17 protein-coding genes are annotated in these 19,137 nt (G+C 68.2%); 8 read left to right on the forward strand and 9 right to left on the reverse strand.

From position 1 onward, the window contains the following. Window positions 1–2: 2 nt before the first annotated feature. On the reverse strand, window positions 3–797 hold the full coding sequence (locus DB31_RS06785; RefSeq protein ID WP_044184212.1) for a lysophospholipid acyltransferase family protein: 795 nt from the start codon (window positions 795–797) through the stop codon (window positions 3–5). Between the two features lie 173 nt (window positions 798–970). On the opposite strand from DB31_RS06785, the gene DB31_RS06790 reads away from it, so the two are divergent. The 5 genes from DB31_RS06790 (at window position 971) to DB31_RS06810 (ending at window position 7,071) form a co-directional block, all read left to right on the forward strand. After that, window positions 971–1,585, forward strand: coding sequence for a deoxynucleoside kinase (locus DB31_RS06790; RefSeq protein WP_044184215.1), 615 nt, complete (start codon window positions 971–973; stop codon window positions 1,583–1,585). Then, a complete protein-coding gene (locus DB31_RS06795; protein WP_044184217.1) occupies window positions 1,582–2,757 on the forward strand; it encodes a DUF2314 domain-containing protein in 1,176 nt (391 codons plus the stop codon). The genes DB31_RS06790 and DB31_RS06795 overlap by 4 nt, the downstream gene beginning before the upstream one ends. Before the next feature lie 12 nt (window positions 2,758–2,769). Next, the gene (locus DB31_RS06800) at window positions 2,770–4,479 is read left to right on the forward strand and encodes a sigma-54-dependent Fis family transcriptional regulator (protein ID WP_044184219.1); all 1,710 of its coding nucleotides are present in this window, start codon (window positions 2,770–2,772) and stop codon (window positions 4,477–4,479) included. Window positions 4,480–4,529: 50 nt separating this feature from the next. Beyond that, complete coding sequence (locus DB31_RS06805; RefSeq protein WP_044184222.1) at window positions 4,530–5,435, forward strand: pseudouridine-5'-phosphate glycosidase; 906 nt, start codon at window positions 4,530–4,532, stop codon at window positions 5,433–5,435. Window positions 5,436–5,499: 64 nt separating this feature from the next. Then, on the forward strand, window positions 5,500–7,071 hold the full coding sequence (locus DB31_RS06810; RefSeq protein ID WP_044184224.1) for a GAF domain-containing sensor histidine kinase: 1,572 nt from the start codon (window positions 5,500–5,502) through the stop codon (window positions 7,069–7,071). A 6-nt stretch (window positions 7,072–7,077) separates the two neighbouring features. On the opposite strand, the gene DB31_RS06815 is transcribed toward DB31_RS06810, so the two are convergent. The 5 genes from DB31_RS06815 to DB31_RS06835 all read right to left on the reverse strand — a co-directional run bounded on the left by DB31_RS06815 (window position 7,078) and on the right by DB31_RS06835 (window position 12,632). After that, a complete protein-coding gene (locus tag DB31_RS06815) occupies window positions 7,078–7,644 on the reverse strand; it encodes a TMEM165/GDT1 family protein (protein ID WP_044184227.1) in 567 nt (188 codons plus the stop codon). Between the two features lie 233 nt (window positions 7,645–7,877). Next, window positions 7,878–8,369 (reverse strand): GAF domain-containing protein, encoded by a 492-nt coding sequence (locus tag DB31_RS06820; RefSeq protein ID WP_044184229.1) that lies wholly within the window; start codon window positions 8,367–8,369, stop codon window positions 7,878–7,880. 145 nt (window positions 8,370–8,514) lie between these two features. Beyond that, window positions 8,515–9,606 carry a D-alanine--D-alanine ligase family protein gene (locus DB31_RS06825; protein ID WP_044184232.1) on the reverse strand — a complete coding sequence of 364 codons (1,092 nt, stop codon included), beginning with the start codon at window positions 9,604–9,606 and terminating at the stop codon, window positions 8,515–8,517. Between the two features lie 78 nt (window positions 9,607–9,684). Then, window positions 9,685–10,752 (reverse strand): putative zinc-binding metallopeptidase, encoded by a 1,068-nt coding sequence (locus DB31_RS06830; RefSeq protein ID WP_240486569.1) that lies wholly within the window; start codon window positions 10,750–10,752, stop codon window positions 9,685–9,687. Window positions 10,753–10,919: 167 nt separating this feature from the next. Then, the gene (locus tag DB31_RS06835; protein ID WP_075305903.1) at window positions 10,920–12,632 is read right to left on the reverse strand and encodes a serine/threonine protein kinase; all 1,713 of its coding nucleotides are present in this window, start codon (window positions 12,630–12,632) and stop codon (window positions 10,920–10,922) included. A 122-nt stretch (window positions 12,633–12,754) separates the two neighbouring features. Here DB31_RS06835 and DB31_RS06840 point away from each other — a divergent pair, with 122 nt between their 5' ends. From DB31_RS06840 to DB31_RS06850, 3 genes are all read left to right on the forward strand, one after another. Further along, complete coding sequence (locus DB31_RS06840) at window positions 12,755–14,728, forward strand: ABC-F family ATP-binding cassette domain-containing protein (protein ID WP_044184234.1); 1,974 nt, start codon at window positions 12,755–12,757, stop codon at window positions 14,726–14,728. 21 nt (window positions 14,729–14,749) lie between these two features. Further along, on the forward strand, window positions 14,750–15,232 hold the full coding sequence (locus DB31_RS06845; protein WP_044184237.1) for a hypothetical protein: 483 nt from the start codon (window positions 14,750–14,752) through the stop codon (window positions 15,230–15,232). Between the two features lie 71 nt (window positions 15,233–15,303). Further along, complete coding sequence (locus DB31_RS06850) at window positions 15,304–15,984, forward strand: MgtC/SapB family protein (RefSeq protein WP_044184239.1); 681 nt, start codon at window positions 15,304–15,306, stop codon at window positions 15,982–15,984. Between the two features lie 36 nt (window positions 15,985–16,020). Here the strand turns inward: DB31_RS06850 and DB31_RS06855 are convergent, their stop codons facing one another. The 3 genes from DB31_RS06855 to DB31_RS06865 form a co-directional block, all read right to left on the reverse strand. Then, window positions 16,021–16,779, reverse strand: a complete 759-nt coding sequence (locus tag DB31_RS06855) for a DUF5953 family protein (protein WP_044184242.1) — start codon at window positions 16,777–16,779, stop codon at window positions 16,021–16,023. Next, window positions 16,776–17,120, reverse strand: coding sequence for a DUF6310 domain-containing protein (locus DB31_RS51505; protein WP_420806669.1), 345 nt, complete (start codon window positions 17,118–17,120; stop codon window positions 16,776–16,778). The genes DB31_RS06855 and DB31_RS51505 overlap by 4 nt, the downstream gene beginning before the upstream one ends. Before the next feature lie 410 nt (window positions 17,121–17,530). Continuing rightward, a complete protein-coding gene (locus DB31_RS06865; RefSeq protein ID WP_169787015.1) occupies window positions 17,531–18,982 on the reverse strand; it encodes a serine/threonine protein kinase in 1,452 nt (483 codons plus the stop codon). Window positions 18,983–19,137: the final 155 nt, after the last annotated feature.

A 19,137-nucleotide genomic window follows, 5' to 3' on the forward strand; every position in this document is an offset into this window, starting at 1 on the left:
GATCAGGAGGTCTTCGAGGCAGGGGGGGACGGTTCGCGGAAGCCTTCGTGCCCCGCGGCGGCGACAGCGTCCTCGAGGTCTCCGCCCTTGCCGCCGAGTTCCAGGCTCTGGGCGATGATCACTTCCCGGACAGCCCGGGCCAGGCCCTCGCGGTCGTTCGCGGCAAAGGCCGTGGTGTCGATGGGCTTGCCGATCTTCACGTGGACGGGGCCGGGGACGATGTTCCAGGAGTTCTTGGGCATGATGGAGCCCGTGCCTTCGACGGTGACAGGACAGATGGGCACGCGGGCCTCAAGTGCCAGGGCGAACGGCCCCTTCTTGAAGGGGAGGATCCGCCCGTCCGGCGAGCGGGTGCCCTCCGGGTACAGGAAGATGCTGGTGCCGCTGCGGATCTTCTGCCCGGCGCGCTGGAGCGAGGTGATCGCCGCCTGCCGGTTGGAGCGGTTGACGAAGACGTGCCCCGCCACCCACAGATACCAGCCGATGAAGGGCACCCACCCCAGCTGGCTCTTGGCCACGTAGCGGAAGGGCACCGGCACCGTGACGAAGTGCGCCGGGATGTCCAGGGTCGACTGATGGTTGGAGACGTAGATGGTCGGCCGCTTGGGATCGACGTTCTCCTGGCCGTGCACCACCAGACGGGCACCGCCGGCCCACAGCAGCACAGGCGACCACAGGTGGCGGCAGATCCACACCGAGGCGTCCCCACCGAGCAACAGAGCGGTCAGGGAGGCGAACGGGAACAGGAACGCCGTCCACGCGCCCGCAACGAACATGCAGAAGAGTTTACGTGGCATACGAGGCTTGAGAGTGTGAGCCTGCCATACCCAGGGCCCTCGCGCGGCTTCGTCGAGAGGGTCTTTTCGGACGGCCTTCCTGCCGCCCCGGAGGGGAGGCAGGTTCTAACACGCCCAGTCCATGCCTTTGGGACTGGTATGCGCCGCCCGGTGCGGCTACAAGCAGGGGTGGCGTGGCCAGGAAAAAGTTCATCGCCGTCGCGGGTAATATTGGCGCCGGGAAGACGGAGCTCACCTCGTTCCTCTGCCGGAAGTACGGCTTGACGCCGTACTTCGAGCCGAACGACCAGAACCCCTACCTGGCCGACTTTTACAAGGACATGAAGAAGTGGGCCTTCCGCTCACAGATCTTCTTTTTGACCCATAAGTTCCGGCTGCACCGCGAGCTGGAGCGTCAGCCCGGAACGGTATTGCAGGACCGGACCATCTACGAGGACGCGGAGATCTTCGCCAAGAACCTTCACCGGCAGCGCTTCATCGACAAGCGGGACTGGCAGATGTACCGGGAGCTGTACGAGACGGTGGCCCAGGTGCTCACCCCGCCGGATCTGATGATCTACCTGCGCTGCCCCGTGCAGACCCTCAAGGAGCGCATCCGCCTGCGAGGCCGCGTCATGGAGAAGGACATCCCCACGCTCTACCTCAAGCGCCTGAACGCCCTCTATGAGGAGTGGTTCAGCCACTACAAGATGTCGCCCGTGCTCGTGCTGCCGACCGACAAGCTCGACTACCTCACCAACCTGGTGGATCGCGTGGATCTGTTCCGCCAGATCGAGAAGCACCTGTGAAGGAGGTCTACGTCCTCGCCGTCGAGTCGTCTGCTCCCATCCCGTTGGAGGAGCTGCGCCCCGCGTTCGAGTCGGAAGACGTGCGCTTCGCGATGCTGGAGGGCGGGAACGGTTTCTCCGTCCATGCTGAGGGCACTCAGGTCGAGGTGCGCTTCGACACCCAGCGGCCCACGAAGGGCGTGGATCCCCGCCTGCTCACTGGCAGCGAGGAGGCTCAGAAGGCGTTCCAGCGCACCCAGGGCTATTACTGGCTCTCCGTGGAGCCGGGCTCCGGGCCTCAGCCCACCGTGCCCGTTTTCGAGGCCCTGTGGTGCGCGCGCACGCTGATGGAGCAGACGCAGGGCGTGCTGCTGGACCTCACCGCGTACAAGCTGCACGACGTGGCGGACGTGGTGGAGATCACCGAGCTGGACTTCGACATTCGCGACCACGTCAACCTGCACGCCGTGGCCGCCATCGAGGGCGATACGCCCCTGTGGGTGCACTCGCACGGCATGGAGAAGTTCGGCACCCGGGACTTGGAGATCTTCCACCTGGGCGAGGAGGACCTGCTGGCCGCGGAGATGTTCCTCCATGAGCTGTGCACGGACATGGCCTTCGGCCAGGGCCCCGGCGCTCGCAAGGAAGTGCATACCAGCGAGGGCCAATCCTTCCGGCTCGTGCCCTCCGAGGAGGCCCGGGTGAACCTGCTCGGCGTCCCGCTGGAGACCTTCGAGGGCCACGAGGCCCTGTTCCTCAGCGTCGTGTCCCCGCTGGGCCGGCACAACACCGCCGAGTTGCTGCGCCCCTACCGCGAGCGCTTCGTCCCCGAGCCCGAGGAGCGCACCGAGTCCCTCCGGCTCGAGGCCCAGGCCCTGCTGCCTGCCTTCAAGGCCCGCTTCGGCCGCAAGGGGCTCATGGAGCCGCTCACCTTCCTGGTGCGAGCGCCCTTCGAGACCCACCCCGAGGGCCAGGCCGTCGAGGAGAACCTCTGGCTGGAGGTGGTGGCCTGGGAAGAGGGCACCGTGGTGGGCAAGCTCGTGGATGGCGCCGTCCACACCACCGAGTGGCGCAAGGGCGCTCACGTGGAGGTGGATGAGGAGCACATCAACGCGCTCGCCATCAGCCACGAGGGCCGCACGCTGGACGAGGAAGAGATCCGCGCGCTGCTCATTGCCGAACGGCCCATGTAGGCTCCGCGCTCCATGCCAGCCCTGCTGCTGCTCTCCGGTCCCTCCGCCGGCCGCCGCTATGAGGTGGTTTCGGACGTCTCCATTGGCCGCAGCCCGTCGTGCGAGATCCAGCTCGACGACGACAAGGTGTCCCGGCGGCACGCCCACATCTTCTTGAGCGAAGGGCAGATGCGCGTCCGGGATCTGGGCTCGCGCAACGGCACGCTCGTCAACGGAGAGCGCCTCCAGGGCGAGGCGCGCTTGGTGCCCGGCGATCGCATCCAGGTGGGAGAGACGACCGCCCTCTACGAGCCGCTCACCCAGGCCGCCTTGACGGAGCAGGCGCCGCTCGATGCCCGCCATGTCCCCATCGCCGAGGTACTGCCGCACGTGGGGCCCGAGGCGGCTCTGCTGTCCGCTGGGGTGGCCCTGCTGGGCGCCACCAGCGAGGCCATGGTGCTGCGGCGGTTGGTGGACGAGGCCCTTCATGCCTTGAGCGCGGATCGGGCCGCGGCGCTGCTCGGAGGGCAGGGTGGGTTGCTCACCGCGGCGGTGTCAGGCACGGCCTCTGTGGAGGTTCCGCGCGTCATGGCGAGCCTGGCGCTGGAGCAGAAGGAGGTCGTTTCCACGGCCAATGCCCTCTGTGCTCCCTTGGTGGCCGCCGGAGGCATGCCGTTCGGACTGCTGTATGTGGCGTGTGATGAGCCGCGCTTCAGTGCGAAGGATGCGGGCATCGTGGCCGCGCTGGGGCGCATGGGCGGCGAGGCGTACACCGCCATGCACTCCCGGATGGAGGAAGAGCAGGCCCCCGTTCAGCTCGTCGGCACGTCCCGGCCGTTCCGCCGCATGGTGGAGCAGGCCCGGCGCGCGGCTGCCAGCGCCGCTCCCGTGGTCATCTCCGGCGCCCCCGGAAGTGGGAAGAGCCTCCTGGCCCGGTTCATCCATGTGCACTCCCCTCGGGCGCTGGGGCCGCTGGTGGCGGTGGACTGCCGTCTGCCGGGGCCTGCCGTGGAGGAGTTCCTCTTTGGCCGCGCGAGTGCTCCCGGGCTTCCGCCGCGCTCGTCCGCGCTCCTGCGCGCGGATGGAGGGACGCTGCTGCTCCAGCACGTGGAGGGGCTCTCGGGCGCCACGGTCGAGCGGCTGGTGCGGCTGCTCGCGCGCAAGGTGGCTCCGGCCCGGCAAGGAGGCGAGGAGCCTGTCAATCTGCGCCTCATCGCCACTGCGATCGAGCCCACGCAGCTCCTGGCCGCCAAGGGCGGGCTGGATCCCGCCCTGGCCATGGCGCTGTCCGGACTGGAGATCGAGGTGCCGCCCCTGCGCGAGCGCCGCGCCGATCTGAGCGCCTTGTTCGAGCACTTCGCCGCCCGGGGCGCCCAAGCCACCCGGAAGCCACCTCCGGTGCTCAGCCCGGGGGCCAAGCGCCTCCTCGTGGACTACGCGTGGCCACAGAACGTGAGCGAGCTGAAGCTGGTGGCAGAGCGGCTCGGGCGGCTGTACTCCGGCCGCGAGGTGCACGCGCTGCGCTTGCCTCCGGAGATCCAGGAGGGCTCGGCGGAGGCCAAGCCTCGCAGCCTGCAGGAGATGGTCGAACGCCTGGAGCGGGAGGCCATCGTCGAGGCGCTCCAGTCCGCGGGAGGCCGGAAGATCCGCGCGGCCGAGCAGCTCGGCATCAGCCGCCCCACGCTGGACAAGAAGATCGAGGAGTACGCCATCCAGTTGGAGAAGCCACGGCGGCGACAGTGAGGGCACCATCCCGCTTGTCCCCCCGTGCCCCCGCAGCGTAGATGCCCCCCATGAGCTTCCGTTACTCCGACGAGGTGCGTCGCGCCCTGGACACGAAGGCGCCGCTGGTGGCGCTCGAGACGAGCGTGGTGGCCCAAGGCCTGCCTTACCCGGACAACCTCCGCGCCGCGCGCGCCTGCGAGGAGGCCGTTCGCAGCGCCGGTGCCGTGCCCGCTCCCATCGCCGTGGTGGATGGCGAGGTGTGGATCGGTCTCGAGGAGGCCGCCATGCTCCGGCTCGCCGAGGGCAAGGAGAAGCTGATGAAGCTCGGCTCGCGCGATCTGCCCGTGGCCATCGCCTTGAAGGCCTCGGGGGGCACCACCGTGAGCGCCACCTGTGAGCTGGCCGCCGCCGCCGGCATCCGCGTCTTCGCCACCGGCGGCCTGGGCGGTGTCCACCGGGGCGTCAGCGAGCACTGGGACATCTCCCAGGACATTGGCGCGCTGGCCCGCTACCCCGTCGCCGTGGTGTGCGCCGGCGCCAAGTCCATCCTGGATCTGCCCAAGACGATGGAGGCCCTGGAGACCGCGAGCGTGCCCGTCATCGGCGTGCGCACCAGCGAGCTCCCATCCTTTTATAGCCGCAGCTCGGGCATGCCGCTGGAGCACCGGGTCGAGGACGCCGTCACGGCCGCTCGCATCGTCCGCGCCCGGGGCGAGCTGGGGCAGGGGGGGCTCGTCTTCGCGCTTCCGCCACCCGACGAGGCGGCCCTGCCTCGGGAGGACGTGGAGCGGCACATCGCCTCCGCGCTCGCCGAGGCCGAGCGCCAAAGTATTCGAGGCAAGGCCGTCACCCCGTTCCTGCTCGGGGACATGGCCCGGCGCACGGGAGGCCAGAGCCTGAAGGCCAACCTGGCCCTCCTGGCCAACAACTCGCGCTTCGCCGGAGAGCTTGCCGTCGCTTTGACGCGGGGATGACATGACCGGAGGGGCAGCTTCACGAAGCTGCTTTTGAGGTGGCATGCTCTAGGGAGGCCCCTGCATGCCAGCACCTTCCATTCCGGCGGATGAAGCCCAGCGCCTCAAGGCTTTGTGGGATCTGTGCGTGCTGGACACCCCGCCGGAGGAGCGGTTCGACCGCATCGTCCGGATGGCGGTACGGCTCTTCCAGGTGCCCATCGCCTTGGTGTCGCTGGTGGACAAGGACCGGCAGTGGTTCAAGGCCCGGTACGGGATCGCGGAGCTGTCGGGGCCTCGCAACACCTCGTTCTGCGGCCACGCCATTCTCCATTCCGAGATGCTGGTGGTGCCGGACGCCACCCTGGACCCTCGCTTCCTGGACAACCCGAATGTCCTGGACGCGCCCCACGTCCGCTTCTACGCGGGCCAGCCGCTGAGGGCGCCCAACGGAAGGCTTGTCGGGACGCTGTGCGTGGTCGACTACAAGACCCGCGAATTCAGTGAGGAGGATCGTCGCGCCTTGAGGGACTTGTCCGCGTGGACGGAGCTGGAGCTGTCCATGAAGGCGCTCCAGGAGGCCCAGGCCGCCGTCAAGCAGCTGGATCACTTCTTCGAGCTGTCGGCGGACATGCTCAGCATCACCAACCTCGAGAGCCGGCTGCTGCGCTGCAGCGTCTCCTGGAGCCGGACCTTGGGCTACTCCACCACGGAGCTGAGGGACATCCGGTTGCGCGAGCTGTTCCACCCGGAGGATCTCCCCCAGGTGCTCGAGGCTCGACAGCGGGCCATCGAGGGCAGGCCACTCCCCAGTGTCGAGTGCCGCATTCGCGACCGCGCTGGCACCTGGCGCTGGCTCCAGAGCAACTTCATCTTCAATCCCGCCGAGTGTGTCTTCTACTCGGTGGCCCGGGAGATCACCGAGCAGAAGCAGCTGGAGAGCGAGCACCGCCGCGTGGAGCAGCTGAAGGACGAGTTCGTTTCCACGGTGAGCCACGAGCTGCGCACGCCGTTGACGTCCATCCGCGGGGCGCTGGGGCTGCTGAAGGGCGGCATCGCGGGTCCACTGCCCGCGGAGGCCGAGGAGCTCATCTGGATCGCCCAGGACAACAGCGATCGGCTGCTGCGCCTCATCAACGACATCCTGGATCTGGAGGGGCTGGAGACGGGCCAGCTCTCCTTCAAGCGGGAGCCGCTGCCCTTGGGCGAGCTGGTCACCCAGGCCGTCGTCGCGCAGCGGGGCTACGCGGCGCAGTACGGCGTGAAGCTGGTGGTGGCACTGGACTCCGAGGCGCGGGCCTTGGTGGATGCGGACCGCTTCCTCCAGGTCATGGCCAACCTGTTGTCCAACGCCATCAAGTTCTCTCCCCAGGGCGAGACGGTGCAGGTCCGCCTGGCGCGGCTGCCGGGCGGCCTGCGCGTCAGCGTGGAGGATCACGGGCCGGGCATCCCCGAGTCCTTCCGCTCGCGCATCTTCCATAAGTTCGCCCAGGCGGACGGCTCGGACACCCGCCGCAAGGGGGGCACGGGGCTGGGGCTGTCCATCACCCAGGCGCTCGTGGCGCGGATGGAGGGCACCCTGAGCTTCGTCTCCGAGGAAGGGGAGGGCAGCACCTTCTTCGTGGTGCTGCCCGAGTGGACGCCGCCGGAGCCTTGAGTGTGGCTACGGGCCTCGCACCGCGCTCCAGAGCGACACCGCGCCGAACAGGAAGAAGAGCGAGGCGGCGACCCACCGCAGCCACTTCATCTGCACCTTGCCCGCGAGCTTGTCGCCCAGGAACACCGCCAGCCCGTCCGAGAAGAGCATCCCCAGCGTCGTGCCCGCCGTCACCAGGAGCACGGACTGGTAGCGCGCGGCCAAGGCCACGGTGGCCAGCTGCGTCTTGTCTCCCATCTCCGCCAGGAAGAAGAGGATCGCCGTGGTGAGGAAGGCGCCAAAGCGCGGCGGCTTCTCGGATTCCTCGAGCGTGTCCGGCTTGAGCGTCCACAGCCCGAAGCCGATGAAGGTGGCCGCCAGCACCGCCGCCATGATCCGCGGGGAGACGTGCGAGGACACCCACGTGCCCACGCTGGAGGCCAGCGCGTGGTTGGCCAGGGTGGCCGCGAGGATTCCGGCCATCACCACCCACGGCTTGCGGAACCGGGAGGCCAGCGAGAACGCGAGCAGCTGGGTTTTGTCGCCCATCTCACTGGCGGCGACGAGGAGGAAAGAACTCACCACGGCTTCCATCACGACACTCCCTTGTCGAGGCCGAGGTGTCGTGGGAGCACTGCGCGCGCACGAGCCTCGGCCAGGTTTCCCTGTCCGAAGGTCTCGTTCGCCTCGCACAGCGAGGTGAGGGCCCGGGCTGTTACCAGCCAGTGTGTCGAGCTCCCCGGCGCCGATGGTTTCCGGCGCGAACTACTCCCCTTACTGGAGTGCTGGATACCAGCCTCCGTGCCGCCTGCCAACAGGCAATGCGGCTAGCGCTTGCGCGAGAACCAGCCCATGAGGCTCTCGAGCTCCCGCTTGTCCACGTCGTCGAACGTGGCCTTGTGCTCGGAGTCGATGTCCAGCACCGCCATCAGCTCGCGGTTGGGCCCGAACACCGGCACAACGATCTCCGACACCGAGCGCCCATCGCAGGTGATGTGGCCCGGGAAGGCGTGTACGTCCGGTACCACCACCGTCTCGCGCGTGGCCGCCGAGGCGCCACACACGCCCTTGCCGAAGGTGATCTCCAGGCACCCCAGCGTGCCCTGGTAGGGGCCGACGCGCAGCAGCTTGCCCGGCTGGACCACCCGGTAGAACCCGGTCCACAGGTGACCGAACGCGTGGTGCAGCAGGCAGCTCATCGTCGCCATGGCGGTGATGTCGTCGTCAACGCCCTCCAGCACCGCCTCCACGTGCTGCTTGAGCTCCGCATACGCTTCCGCCTTCGGCCGGTCGCGCAGATCCAGGGTGACTTCAGCCATCGGTGAGTCCTCAAGAGATGGATGCCGGCCGCGTCACCGCGCCAGCGGGCCCCTTTTACATGGAATCGCACCCCGCGCGAGAGGAGGCACGCAGGACCCAGGGGAGGGACACTCCCCGGGTGGGCTGCACGCTTGCCATGCCGCGTCAACCCGTGGCGTTCGCGGGGGGAGCCGCCGTGGGCTCGGACTTCTGGGAAGGCTCGGCCTTCGGGGCTGCGGCGGCCTTCTCCGAGGCGGAGGCCTTCTCCGGCTTGGACAGCATCCCGTAGCGCTTCGCTGCGGACTCCAGGATGCGCCCCACGAGTTGGAGGTAGGACATGCCCTTCTCCCGGGCGCCCATGGCCAGCTCGCTCTTGTCCTCCAGGTAGGGGTTCGGGTTCACCTCGAGGACGTAGGGGTCCCCCTCCTTCGAGATGCGGAGGTCGATGCGCGCGTAGTCCTGGAGCTTGAGCCCCCGGTAGGCGAGCAGCGCCGCCCGCTCCACCCGCTGGCGCAGCTCCGGCGAGATGTTCTGGGCGATGACGAGCTTGGGCGAGCCCTCCGTCTCCGGGCCGAACTTCACCTCCCGGTCCGAGATGGTGGGCTTGTTCTTGTCCCAGTTGCCGAAGTCCAGCTCCACGATGGGGAGGATCTCCGGCATCTCCTTGGGGCCAATCACCCCCACATACACTTCGCGCCCCTCGATGAACTCCTCCGCGAGCGCCTCGTCCTGCAGCTCCTTGCGGATCTCCTGCACCCGGCGCGTCAGGTCCTCCCAGTTGTGCACCAGCGACTTCTTGCCGATGCCAATGGAGGCGTCGCTCCGGGAGGGCTTCACGATGAGCGGGAACTCCAAGTCTCCGTGGGTCTCCACGGTGACGCCGTCGAAGGTGGCGAAGTCCGCGGTGGGGATCTCGTGGTACTCGAGCAGCTGCTTGGTGAGGATCTTGTCCTGCGCCAGCAGCAGCCCCGCCGTCCCCGAGCCGGTGAACTTCACCCGCGCCATCTCCATCAGCGCCGCGACGTTCACCTCCATCCGGTAGTCCTCGGCGAACGTCTCGCAGAGGTTGAACACCAGGTCGCACTTCGACCGGGCGATCGATTGGAGGATGTCCGACACGCCGTCGCTCACGGCGATCAGCGAGGCCTCATGGCCCAGCTGCCGCAGCGACTCGGCCACCTGGGTCACGACGGGGTCCACGGGCTCCCCGTCCGGCTGGTAGTGAAGCACGGCGATCTTCAAGGGCGGAACGGGCATGGCCCTTCAAGTGTAAGGCGTCACCGCGCGCCGTGCACCCAGGCACGCGAACGGCTCCGTACTTTTGCCCGGCGGTGATCAGTCCACCTCGAAGAAGCGGTCCGTGTAGAGGTAGTTCATCGCCAGCGCTGTCGCCAGCGAGGTGAGCTTGGTGAGGTACTCGCGCGTCTTGTCCAGGTGGATGCTCAGCCGCAGCGCCGTGGTGCGCTCGATGAGGTGCTCCACCAGCGCCAGCACCACCGGACGGCCCACGCCGCTGTACTGGGTGACCGCCTGGATGAGCGACTGGCGCTCGGCACGCACGAGCGTCTCCGCGCTGGCCGGCGCCGTGTCGGGCGGCTCGAACAGGCCGAGCAGATCCTGATCCAGGTGCTCGCGCAGCGACAGCTCCACGCGCTCCTCGAGCTGGCGCTGGCGGTAGTGATCGAGGACCGTCTCCTCCATGTCCTCCACGTCCAGATCACGCTCGGCCAGCTGCACCAGCGGCGAGGTGCGTCCCACGCGCTGAATGACCTTCTCCATGTACTCGAGCTTCTTGAGCGCGGCCCAGCCCGCGTATCGCTTGCGCCAGTCCAGGCCGGGCGTCAGGAAGACCGCGAACGTCTCGGCGAAGTCCTCGTCCGGATGCTTCTGCGCGTACCAGCCGGAGATGTGCACCACGTACTTCCGGCTGAACGGGCGCGGCTTGTACGTCTCGTCGTAGGGCTTGGAGTAGTCCCCGAAAATCTTCCGCCACTCGTCCGTGTCGTAGAGGCGATAGGCGTAGTTGAAGGCGTGCCCGGCCTCGTGGCGCAGGTACATGAGGATCTCGCGCTCCGTCTCCGCGTCGCCGCTCAGCTCCGCCTCGATGGAGTGCAGGCGAGGGTCCGCCAGGTAGAACGGCAGCCCGATGACAGGCACGCCGGACGGGCAGCCCCACTGATCCGACAGGTAGCACTCCGGCCGGAACGAGATGGCCTTGCTCTCCAGCTCGCTGTAGAGCTGCTGGATGTAGCGCTCGAGGGCCGTGCCCTTCAGGTGGAGCCTCAGGTCCTTGATGCGGGCCTGGAGCAGTGCCTCGCGCTCGGGACGGCGCGGGGAGTCGGCCGCCTCGTGCGGGTCGGCCAGGGTCTTTTCTCGGAAGGTGATCTGGGAAGGTTGGAGCATCGGGTCCCCAAGGGGCCCCGAAGTCTAATGGCGAGCCCTGGGGGGTAAATTGGCTTGCCCCCAGCTACATGCAAAGGGTTGAAAAGACTGAATAATATGGGCACAAACCAGCTTGCCGGGCCGGTGGGAGACCGGCCCAGCGAGGGGTGCCCAGGTAGGCAGGAGGGCTACTCGAAGACGGAGATGTCGGAGCCGCCGCCGGTCTGCTTGGGGGTCTTCTTGCCGCCCCCCGCCTGCGCGGGCTTGGCCACCGCCGTCAGCGACACGTCCACCTGCATGGAGTCGCTGGCCGAGACGCTGAAGTCGAGCGGGCGATCCGCGTCCTGGTAGCCCGAGAGCCGGAACGTGAGCGTGTGCTTCTTGTCTCGGGGGAGATTCAGGTCCTGCGGCGTGGTGCCGATCTGCACGCCGTCCTCGTTGAGGATGGCAGCGCCAGTGGGCGAGGAGGTGCACTTCACCAGGACCACGGAGGCGACGGCCGGAGGCTGCGGCTTCGGGGCTTCCAGGGGCGGCGGCTTGGCCTGGACCGGCGTGAGTGTCTCCGTGCGGGGGATCTCCACCACCTGTGGGGGCTGCGAGCCACCGCCTCCCGGCTTCAGCGCGAGCACCGCACCGCCTGCCGCGAGCAGGAGCACGGGGATGCCAATCAGCGCGGCCTTCTTGCCCGTGGACATTCCTTCGGGCTCAGGGGGCGGAGCGGGCGGAGGCGGAGCCGCGCGCTGCGAGGACCCACTGACAGCGGGGCGAGCGCGGCTGGCGGCGGACGGCGCGCTTCCTGCGGCGCTCTTGGACACCAGCACATTGGAGGGGGCCGAGCCTCGGGGCATGGAGGCGCGAGAGGGCCGGGCACTGGCGCTTCCTGCGGCCCTGCGCGCTCCGGAGACGCTGGGCCGGCTGCCACTGCCACCGCCGTCGCGTCCCGGGGCACCGCCCGAGGGCCGCGCGTCCAACTGCTCGGCGGGCAGATCGGCCACCGCGTCGAGCATCGCGTCGATGAACTCCTCGGCGGACTGGAAGCGGTCCTCCTTCTCGCGCGCGAGGCCCTTCTGCATGAAGGCGTCGATCTCGGGAGGCACGGGGGCGCCCTGGCGCTTGCTGTGCACCGGGGGCACTGTCTGCGTGAGCGCCGCGGTGAGCGCCTTGCGGACGGTGTTGGCGCCGTAGGGCGAGGTGTTCGTGAGGCAGAAGTAGAGCACGCCCGTGAGCGAGTAGAGATCGGAGCGCTGATCCACCACCTCGCCGCCGGCCTGCTCGGGCGGCATGTACTGGGGCGTGCCGAGCACCTGGCCGGTGGAGGTGAGCTGCTCCTCCTCGTCCTGCTCCAGGGCCTTTACCAGGCCGAAGTCCAGCACCTTGACGAAGTCCTTCCCGTCGAGCTGCTGCACCATGATGTTGTGCGGCTTGAGGTCGCGGTGGACGGCGTTCTGCTCGTGCGCGTGGGCGAGGCCTCGGGCGGCCTGCTCCAGGATGTTCACCGCGCGGCGCAGGGACATGGGCCCGTCGCGCTTGACGATCTCCTTGAGGCTCTCGCCCTCGAGGAGCTCCATCACGTAGTAGCAGGTTTTGTCCGGGGCGCGGCCGAAGTCATAGATGGTGATGACGTTCGGGTGGTGCAGGCGGCTGGCGACCTCGGCCTCGCGGCGGAAGCGCTCGAAGAAGGTGGGGGCGGCGGCCAGGGCCGGGTTCAGCGTCTTGACGGCGACGGGACGCCCGACGGAGGTCTGCGTGGCCCGGAAGACCATGCCCATGCCGCCTTGGCCCAGCACGCTCTCGATTTTGTAGCGGCCGTCGAGGACCGTCCCCACCAAGGCCAGGCTGGCGCCAGCACAGAGATGATCGGGTCCTTCGGTGCTACCACAGTGGGGACAAGGGGAGGCCATTGGCCGCGGAGTATAGGCAAGCCGTGGCTAGGGTCCCAAGGGGGTAGAGCGGCGGTTGGGGGGCAAGCAGGCAATCATCCTGTTCCCGGCGGCGCTCCGGGCTGTTACATCCCCCAGCCGCCATGAGCCTCCTCATCGCCCAGGATGTCTGCCTCTCCTACGGGAAGAAGGTCCTCTTCGACGACGCCAGCTTCACGATCGGCCCCCGGGATCGGGTAGGCCTGGTGGGAGCGAACGGGACGGGCAAGAGCTCGTTGATGAAGATCATCGCGGGCGCGCAGCACGCGGACTCGGGAACGCTGACGTTCGCCCGAGGGACGCGCATCGGCTACCTGCCGCAGGAACTGGCGGGGCTTCCCTCCGGGACGGTGGTGGAGGCGGTGCTGAGCACCGTGCCGGGCCGCGACTCGCTGGAGGCCCGGCTGAAGAGCACCGAGAAGGCGCTCGCTGAGGCCCCGGACGAGGAGACCCAGCTGGAGCTGTCCCAGGAACTGGCGGACCTGCACGCGGAGCTGGATCACTTCGAGGACCACTACGGCCGGCACCACGCCGAGCGGATCCTCAAGGGCCTGGGCTTCCGGGACGCGGACTTGGCCAAGCCCACGGGGGCGCTGTCGGGCGGGTGGCGGATGCGCGCGGCGCTGGCGGGGTTGCTGCTCCAGGATCCGGACCTGCTGCTGCTGGACGAGCCCACCAACCACCTGGATGTGCCCACGCTGACGTGGTTCGACGGCTTCCTGAAGCGGTCGAACAAGGCGCTGATCCTCATTTCGCACGATCGGGACTTCCTGAATCGGCAGGTGGGGAGGGTGCTGGCGCTGGAGATCGAGGGCCTGCGCACGTACGTGGGCAACTACGACGCCTACAAGCGCCAGCGGGCCGAGGAGATGGAGCTGCTGCGGGCTCGGGCGGCGAAGGTGGAGGCTCGGCGGGCGGAGCTGCAGGCGTTCATCGATCGGTTCGGCGCGAAGGCGAGCAAGGCCACGCAGGCGCAGAGCCGCGCGAAGATGCTGGCGAAGCTGGAGGAGGTGCACCTGCTGGAGGAGCGCGACACGGTGCACTTCCGGTTCCCGGAGGTGGAGCGCTCGGGGCGGGACGTGGCGATGCTGGAGGGGATCCAGAAGAGCTACGGCAGCCACGTGGTGTACTCGGGGCTGGACGCGCGGGTGGAGCGGGGGCAGCGGATCGCGGTGATTGGCGCGAACGGCGCCGGTAAGACGACGCTGCTGAAGATCATGGCGGGGGAGCTGGTGCCGGACGGGGGCCAGGTGAAGCTGGGACACAACGTGGTGATGGGGTACTACGCGCAGCACCACGCGGACACGCTGGACAAGCGGAACACCATCATTGAAGAGGTGCGGCCGCTGGCGGCGGACAAGCCGGAGAGCTTCGTGCGCGGGGTCCTGGGAGCGTTCCTGTTCTCGGGCGATGACGTGGACAAGCCGATTGGCGTGCTGTCCGGAGGCGAGCGGGCGCGCGTGGCGCTGGCGAAGCTGTTGCTGCGGCCGTCGAACTTCCTGCTGATGGACGAGCCGACGAACCACCTGGACCTGGACTCGACGGAGATGCTGATCGATGCGCTGTCGAAGTACGGGGGGACGCTGGTGTTCGTGTCGCACAACCGGGCGTTCGTGAACCGGCTGGCGAGCCAGGTGTGGGACGTGGTGGAGGGGAAGGTGGTGCCGCACACGGGGAACCTGGACGAGTACCTGTACCACCAGGAGCAGGTGCGGCTGGCGGCGGAGGCTGCGGCGGAGGCCGGGGAGAAGGGGAAGGGGACGGAGAAGGCGGCTCCGGTGGCGCTGACGGAGAAGGACCGCAAGCGGATGGAGGCGGAGGCGCGCCAGCGCCGGAGCGTGGTGGAGGGGCCGATCAAGAAGGAGATCGCCCGGATCGAGGAGCGGATCTCGAAGCTGGAGGCGGAGCAGAAGGAGCGCGAGGCGCAGCTGGCGGATCCGGCGCTCTACAACGACTTCGCGCGGGCCAAGCCGCTGATGGACACCCACCGGGCGGGCAAGGAGGCGCTGGAGACGCTCTATATGGAGTGGGAGGTGGCGCAGGAGAAGCTGGCCGCGGCCTCCGCGTCCCTGGGATGAAGTGCTGACAGGCCCGCGCCCATGAGCCTTCCTCCCGCAGCCGTCCCCGTCTCTGTCTCCAAGCGGATGGCCGTCGAGTTCATTGGGACGGCGCTGCTGCTGGCGACGATCGTGGGGTCCCGCCTCGTGGGGGAGCGGCTCTCGGGCGGCATGGTGGGCATCACGTACCTGGTGAACACCCTGGCGACCGCCTCGGTGATCGGCATGCCCGTCTTCTCCTGGCCCAACCCACCGAGAGCCACGCTCACGGAGATCACCGGTGAACTCCTGGAACGGCATGCCGTCGTTCCGCTCCCAGAGGCGCTGGACGATGCCGATCTGTTCATCACGCTGGGCTCTGCGCGCGACTGGCAGGCGCTGGTTGACGTCGTCCATGTCCATTGGGAGCTCCCGGCGTTGGCGGGGCTTGAGTCGGCGCGGTCTCATCAGGTGGTGGAGGAAGTCCGGGTGCGCGTGAAGCAGTTGCTGAGGGAGCTGGGGGTGGAGCGGCTGCGCGGCGTATAGAGGCGTACACGCAGTCCGCGAACGGGGGTGGCCCCATTGAGCGAGCCGCCAATCGGTGCGATAGCAAGCGGATGCTCTCGCACTTCGAGATGTTGGGACGGATCGCGGCGGGTGCGCTCCTGGGAGGCGCCATCGGGTATGAGCGGGACCGGCATCGGCGGCCGGTAGGGCTGCGCACGCACCTGCTCGTGTCGATGACCTCGGCGACCTTCATGGTCGTCTCCTCCCAGTTCGCTTATTTCCAGGGCTTCGAGCCTGGAGGCGGGGTGGAGGTTGACGCGTCCCGCATCGCGGCCTCGGTGGTGTCGGGCATCGGCTTCCTGGCGGGAGGTGCCATCCTGCGCACGGGGGCGACGGTGCAGGGGCTGACCACGGCTGCGGGATTGTGGCTGGTGACGGCGATCGGGCTGTCGGCGGGCTCGGGGATGTACTGGGAGGCCAGCTTCGTGACGGTGCTGGGGCTGATCGCGCTCACGTTCCTTCGCCGCTTCGAGGACAAGGACGATGCCCTGGTGCGGCGTCGGCTTGCCCTGGTGGTCTCGCCAGGGACGGGGATCCATCAAGTCACGGCGCTACTTCAGGGCCTCGATGTGCGCGTGTTGGACATCGAGTACGAGCGCCATTTCTCGGGGGAGCGGCACACCACGGTGACTCTGGACGCGCAGATTCCGGCCTCGGTCACACCGGACAAGCTGGTCGAGGGGCTGGAGCAGGCCGAGGGCATCATCTCCATTCATGTCCGCGGTGCGTGACGGACAGGCTCACAAGTCCCCGGATAGCAGCCTCACTCAGCCCGGAGTCACGCGCCCGCCAATCTCCGGGAAGCGCTCATACGCGCGCAAGAGCGCCTCCAGGTGCGCGGGGTTGTCGAGGTCGAGCGGCGTCTCCGTAAGCCGAACGACCCACCCGCCCGTTGCAGTGCGCCGCGCCCGAGAGAGCAAATCCGCATCGCGGGCAGGGTCGGGGAACCCGATGGCTTGTGCAGCGGCTGCCGACCAGTAGTTCAGCCACCCGAGGTGATGAGGAATCGCTGGCAAGCGAATGTGCTGGGGGAGGTTGAGCGCTGGGAGCCTCCGGGGCGGGACATGCGGCTGATCCATCGAGTGGCGAATTTGTTTCGCCATCTCCGGCGCCACGCCGTCCGGCAACATGCGCCCCCAGAACGCGCGTGCGCCTTCCGCCACGCCTTCCAGCACATCCGCCGCCGCTGCGATGCTGGCCGCATCCAGCGGCAGCTCTGCGTGGACTTCAAATTGGGACTGGCCGCCCGCGCTGAGGCGCGCAGGTCTTCCCCACCCCGTCACCGTCACGGGGTAGCTCTCGTCGCCGTTGCACAGCAGAGGGAGCTTCCCGCGCGCGCTCGCCTCAGCGAGCCACCCATCGCGTTGCGGCAACGCGATGGGTCGCCCCGCCTTTGACAGCTCCCATTCCAAGCGCACACCGGGGAGCGCCCGTTCGATTCCGTGGACGACTGCGAGCGTGCGACCGTCGTCGCCCACAAGCGCAGGCGCGTAGACGATGAGGATCAGGGTTCTCTGCTGGGTCATCGCTTGCACCCCGTGACGACAATGTTGAGGGTGAAATCCCGCTCGAGCAACGCGTTCTTGTGCTCTTGGGTGCTCACCCCAACGACAAAGCCATAGCCACATGCCTCCGCTTTGTCTCGCTCTTCCTGCAACAACGGCACTTGCTCCAGAATCGTCTGCCGCCGGATGAAGGCGTTGTACGTGTCAAATCGATGGGTCTTGATCTCCCACAGCACACGCACGCCGACTTGCAGCGCATCAAAGCGCTTGCCGTCAACGAGTACGTCATTGCCGGGGTAGCGGTTCGGCGGGAACTGATCGGCGCACTGGTTATGCGGGTCATCTTCGCCCGCGTGCGGCACTGGGATGGGCTCGCACTCTGGGCGGCGGCGCTCCGCCGTCACCGGGGCAGGCGGGTCCCTCCTGTTCGCACTGGACCTCTTTGGTGTGGCGTTCGCCTCCGGTTCCTGCGAGGCCCGAGGCGCGTCTCCGGCCCAAAGTCCCGGCTCCCGGGTGGGCGGCAACACGCGTTTGTGCGGGCTCGGTGGCAGGGGCTGGGGGCGAACCTGCCCTGGCTGCCCGGGGGTGGGCAGGCCCGTGCCGGGCACGGCGGGTGGGCGCACAGGCGCCCAAGCGTAGGTCTCAGGCGCCTCTTGAGAGGTGGCGCACCCAGCGACGACGACGGCAACGGCAATGGCTTGGCGGAGTGGGCTGCAAGTTCGGAAGCTCATTCCACGTTCTTTTATCGAAGAGGGGCGGTGCGGGAACGAGGTCAGGGTTCTCCGGACGTGGGTGAACGTGGCGCATCGAACGTCGCGCGGATGCACTTGCCGTCGTACTCGTAAGCACCCGCACCGCAGGGCGGGTCCTTCTTCGAGATGAACCAGCAGGCCCCCAGGGCCTCGAGTTCATAGTCAGTATCGCAGGGCGGCTTCTTCTGCCCCGGCTGCGGAGCTTTGGGCATCGGAAGCCCCACCACGGAAGTCGCAGAAAGCACTGGAGGCGCTTGCACCACCGACAAGAGGGCCTCCTCCCCCACGCCCGCGTCCGGTGCATCCATCGGCGGCACGTGATGCTCCTCCGTAATGGGAAGAGGCACAGGCTCCGGTGAGTTTCCGCCATGCCGGAACTCCGTCACTGCGAACACCAAGAGCCCGCCTGCCACGCTCGCAGTGGCCCATGAGAGCCAGAGCGGAAAGGTGTTGCGGAGGGCAGGGCGTTCGCGCTCCGTCGAGGGCCGTGCACTGCCCCTCTTTCTGGAGTGATTCGAAGGCGTGAGCTTGCGAGGAACCTCGTGCTCCGTGGGGACGGCTGCCGAAGTCTGGACAATGAGGGCATCCACCCGCCGGTCTGTTTGGTTTGCGGCCCGTTCCAGCGCCCGGACGATCTGCGCAGTGGTGCCGCGGTCCCGCGGATCCTCCGCCAGCAGGCGGAGAATGGTGCCCTCCAACTCCGGCGCGACTGCCGCGAACTCGCTGGGGCGCAGCAGCTTGCGTGGCTCCTCGGCGCGAGTCTCGGAGACAGGAGGAGGATAGCTTCCGGTCACCAGCCGGTACGCCGTCACCCCCAAGGCATACAGGTCATCTGAAGGGCGCGCTTCCCACCGGGCCTCGAGATCCTTGCGGTACTTCCACATGAAGCGCAGCAGTTCAGGCGCGCGGTAGGGCGTGGTGCCCGGCGGCACGAGGGTGTCGGTGAGGGCCCGAGCCTCCGGGAACCACGCTGCGCCGAAGTCAAGCAGCACCGCCCGCCCCTCTGGGGTGACGCGGATGTTGTCGCCTTTGACATCCCGGTGGATCACCCCTCGGGCATGCAGGGCCTCCAGGGCGCGGGCCACCGGCGCCAGCACCCGCAGCACCTCCCGGTTGGAGCGCGGCTTCTGGCGGAACCACTCGTAGAGGGTGGTGCCATCCACCCACTCCATCACGATAAACGGGTAGCTATGGCCATCCGGTGAGGTCCAGCTCCCGAGCTCGTAGAAGCGCGGAACACTGGGGTGCTGAATCAGCTGGAGGATGTGCGCCTCTCGCTCGAAGCGCGGGTCGTCTGCCTGTTTGGCCACCTTCAGGGCCACGGGAGGAGCCGAGGGATCATCGGCTCGCCGGGCCCGGAACACCACGCCATAGCTCCCGGAGTCGACGCGCTGCAGGAGGAGCCACGGGCCCAGGGTCGAACCCGCCGCCAGCACCTGGGACTTCACGAGGCCCACCACGTCATCACTCAAGAGAACTCCTCCAGCCAAGGCAGAGCGCCGGAAGGAAACCTACCGCATGGGTCTTATGACATAAACCCACTCTGTTGGGTTGAGGCAGGAGGAGGACTCCGTCGGTCCTTCACTCCGGTGAAGGCGCCTCGCAGGGCTGGTAGGCTGGGGCCGAC

This window comes from Hyalangium minutum (genome assembly GCF_000737315.1).
GTDB lineage: Bacteria > Myxococcota > Myxococcia > Myxococcales > Myxococcaceae > Hyalangium > Hyalangium minutum.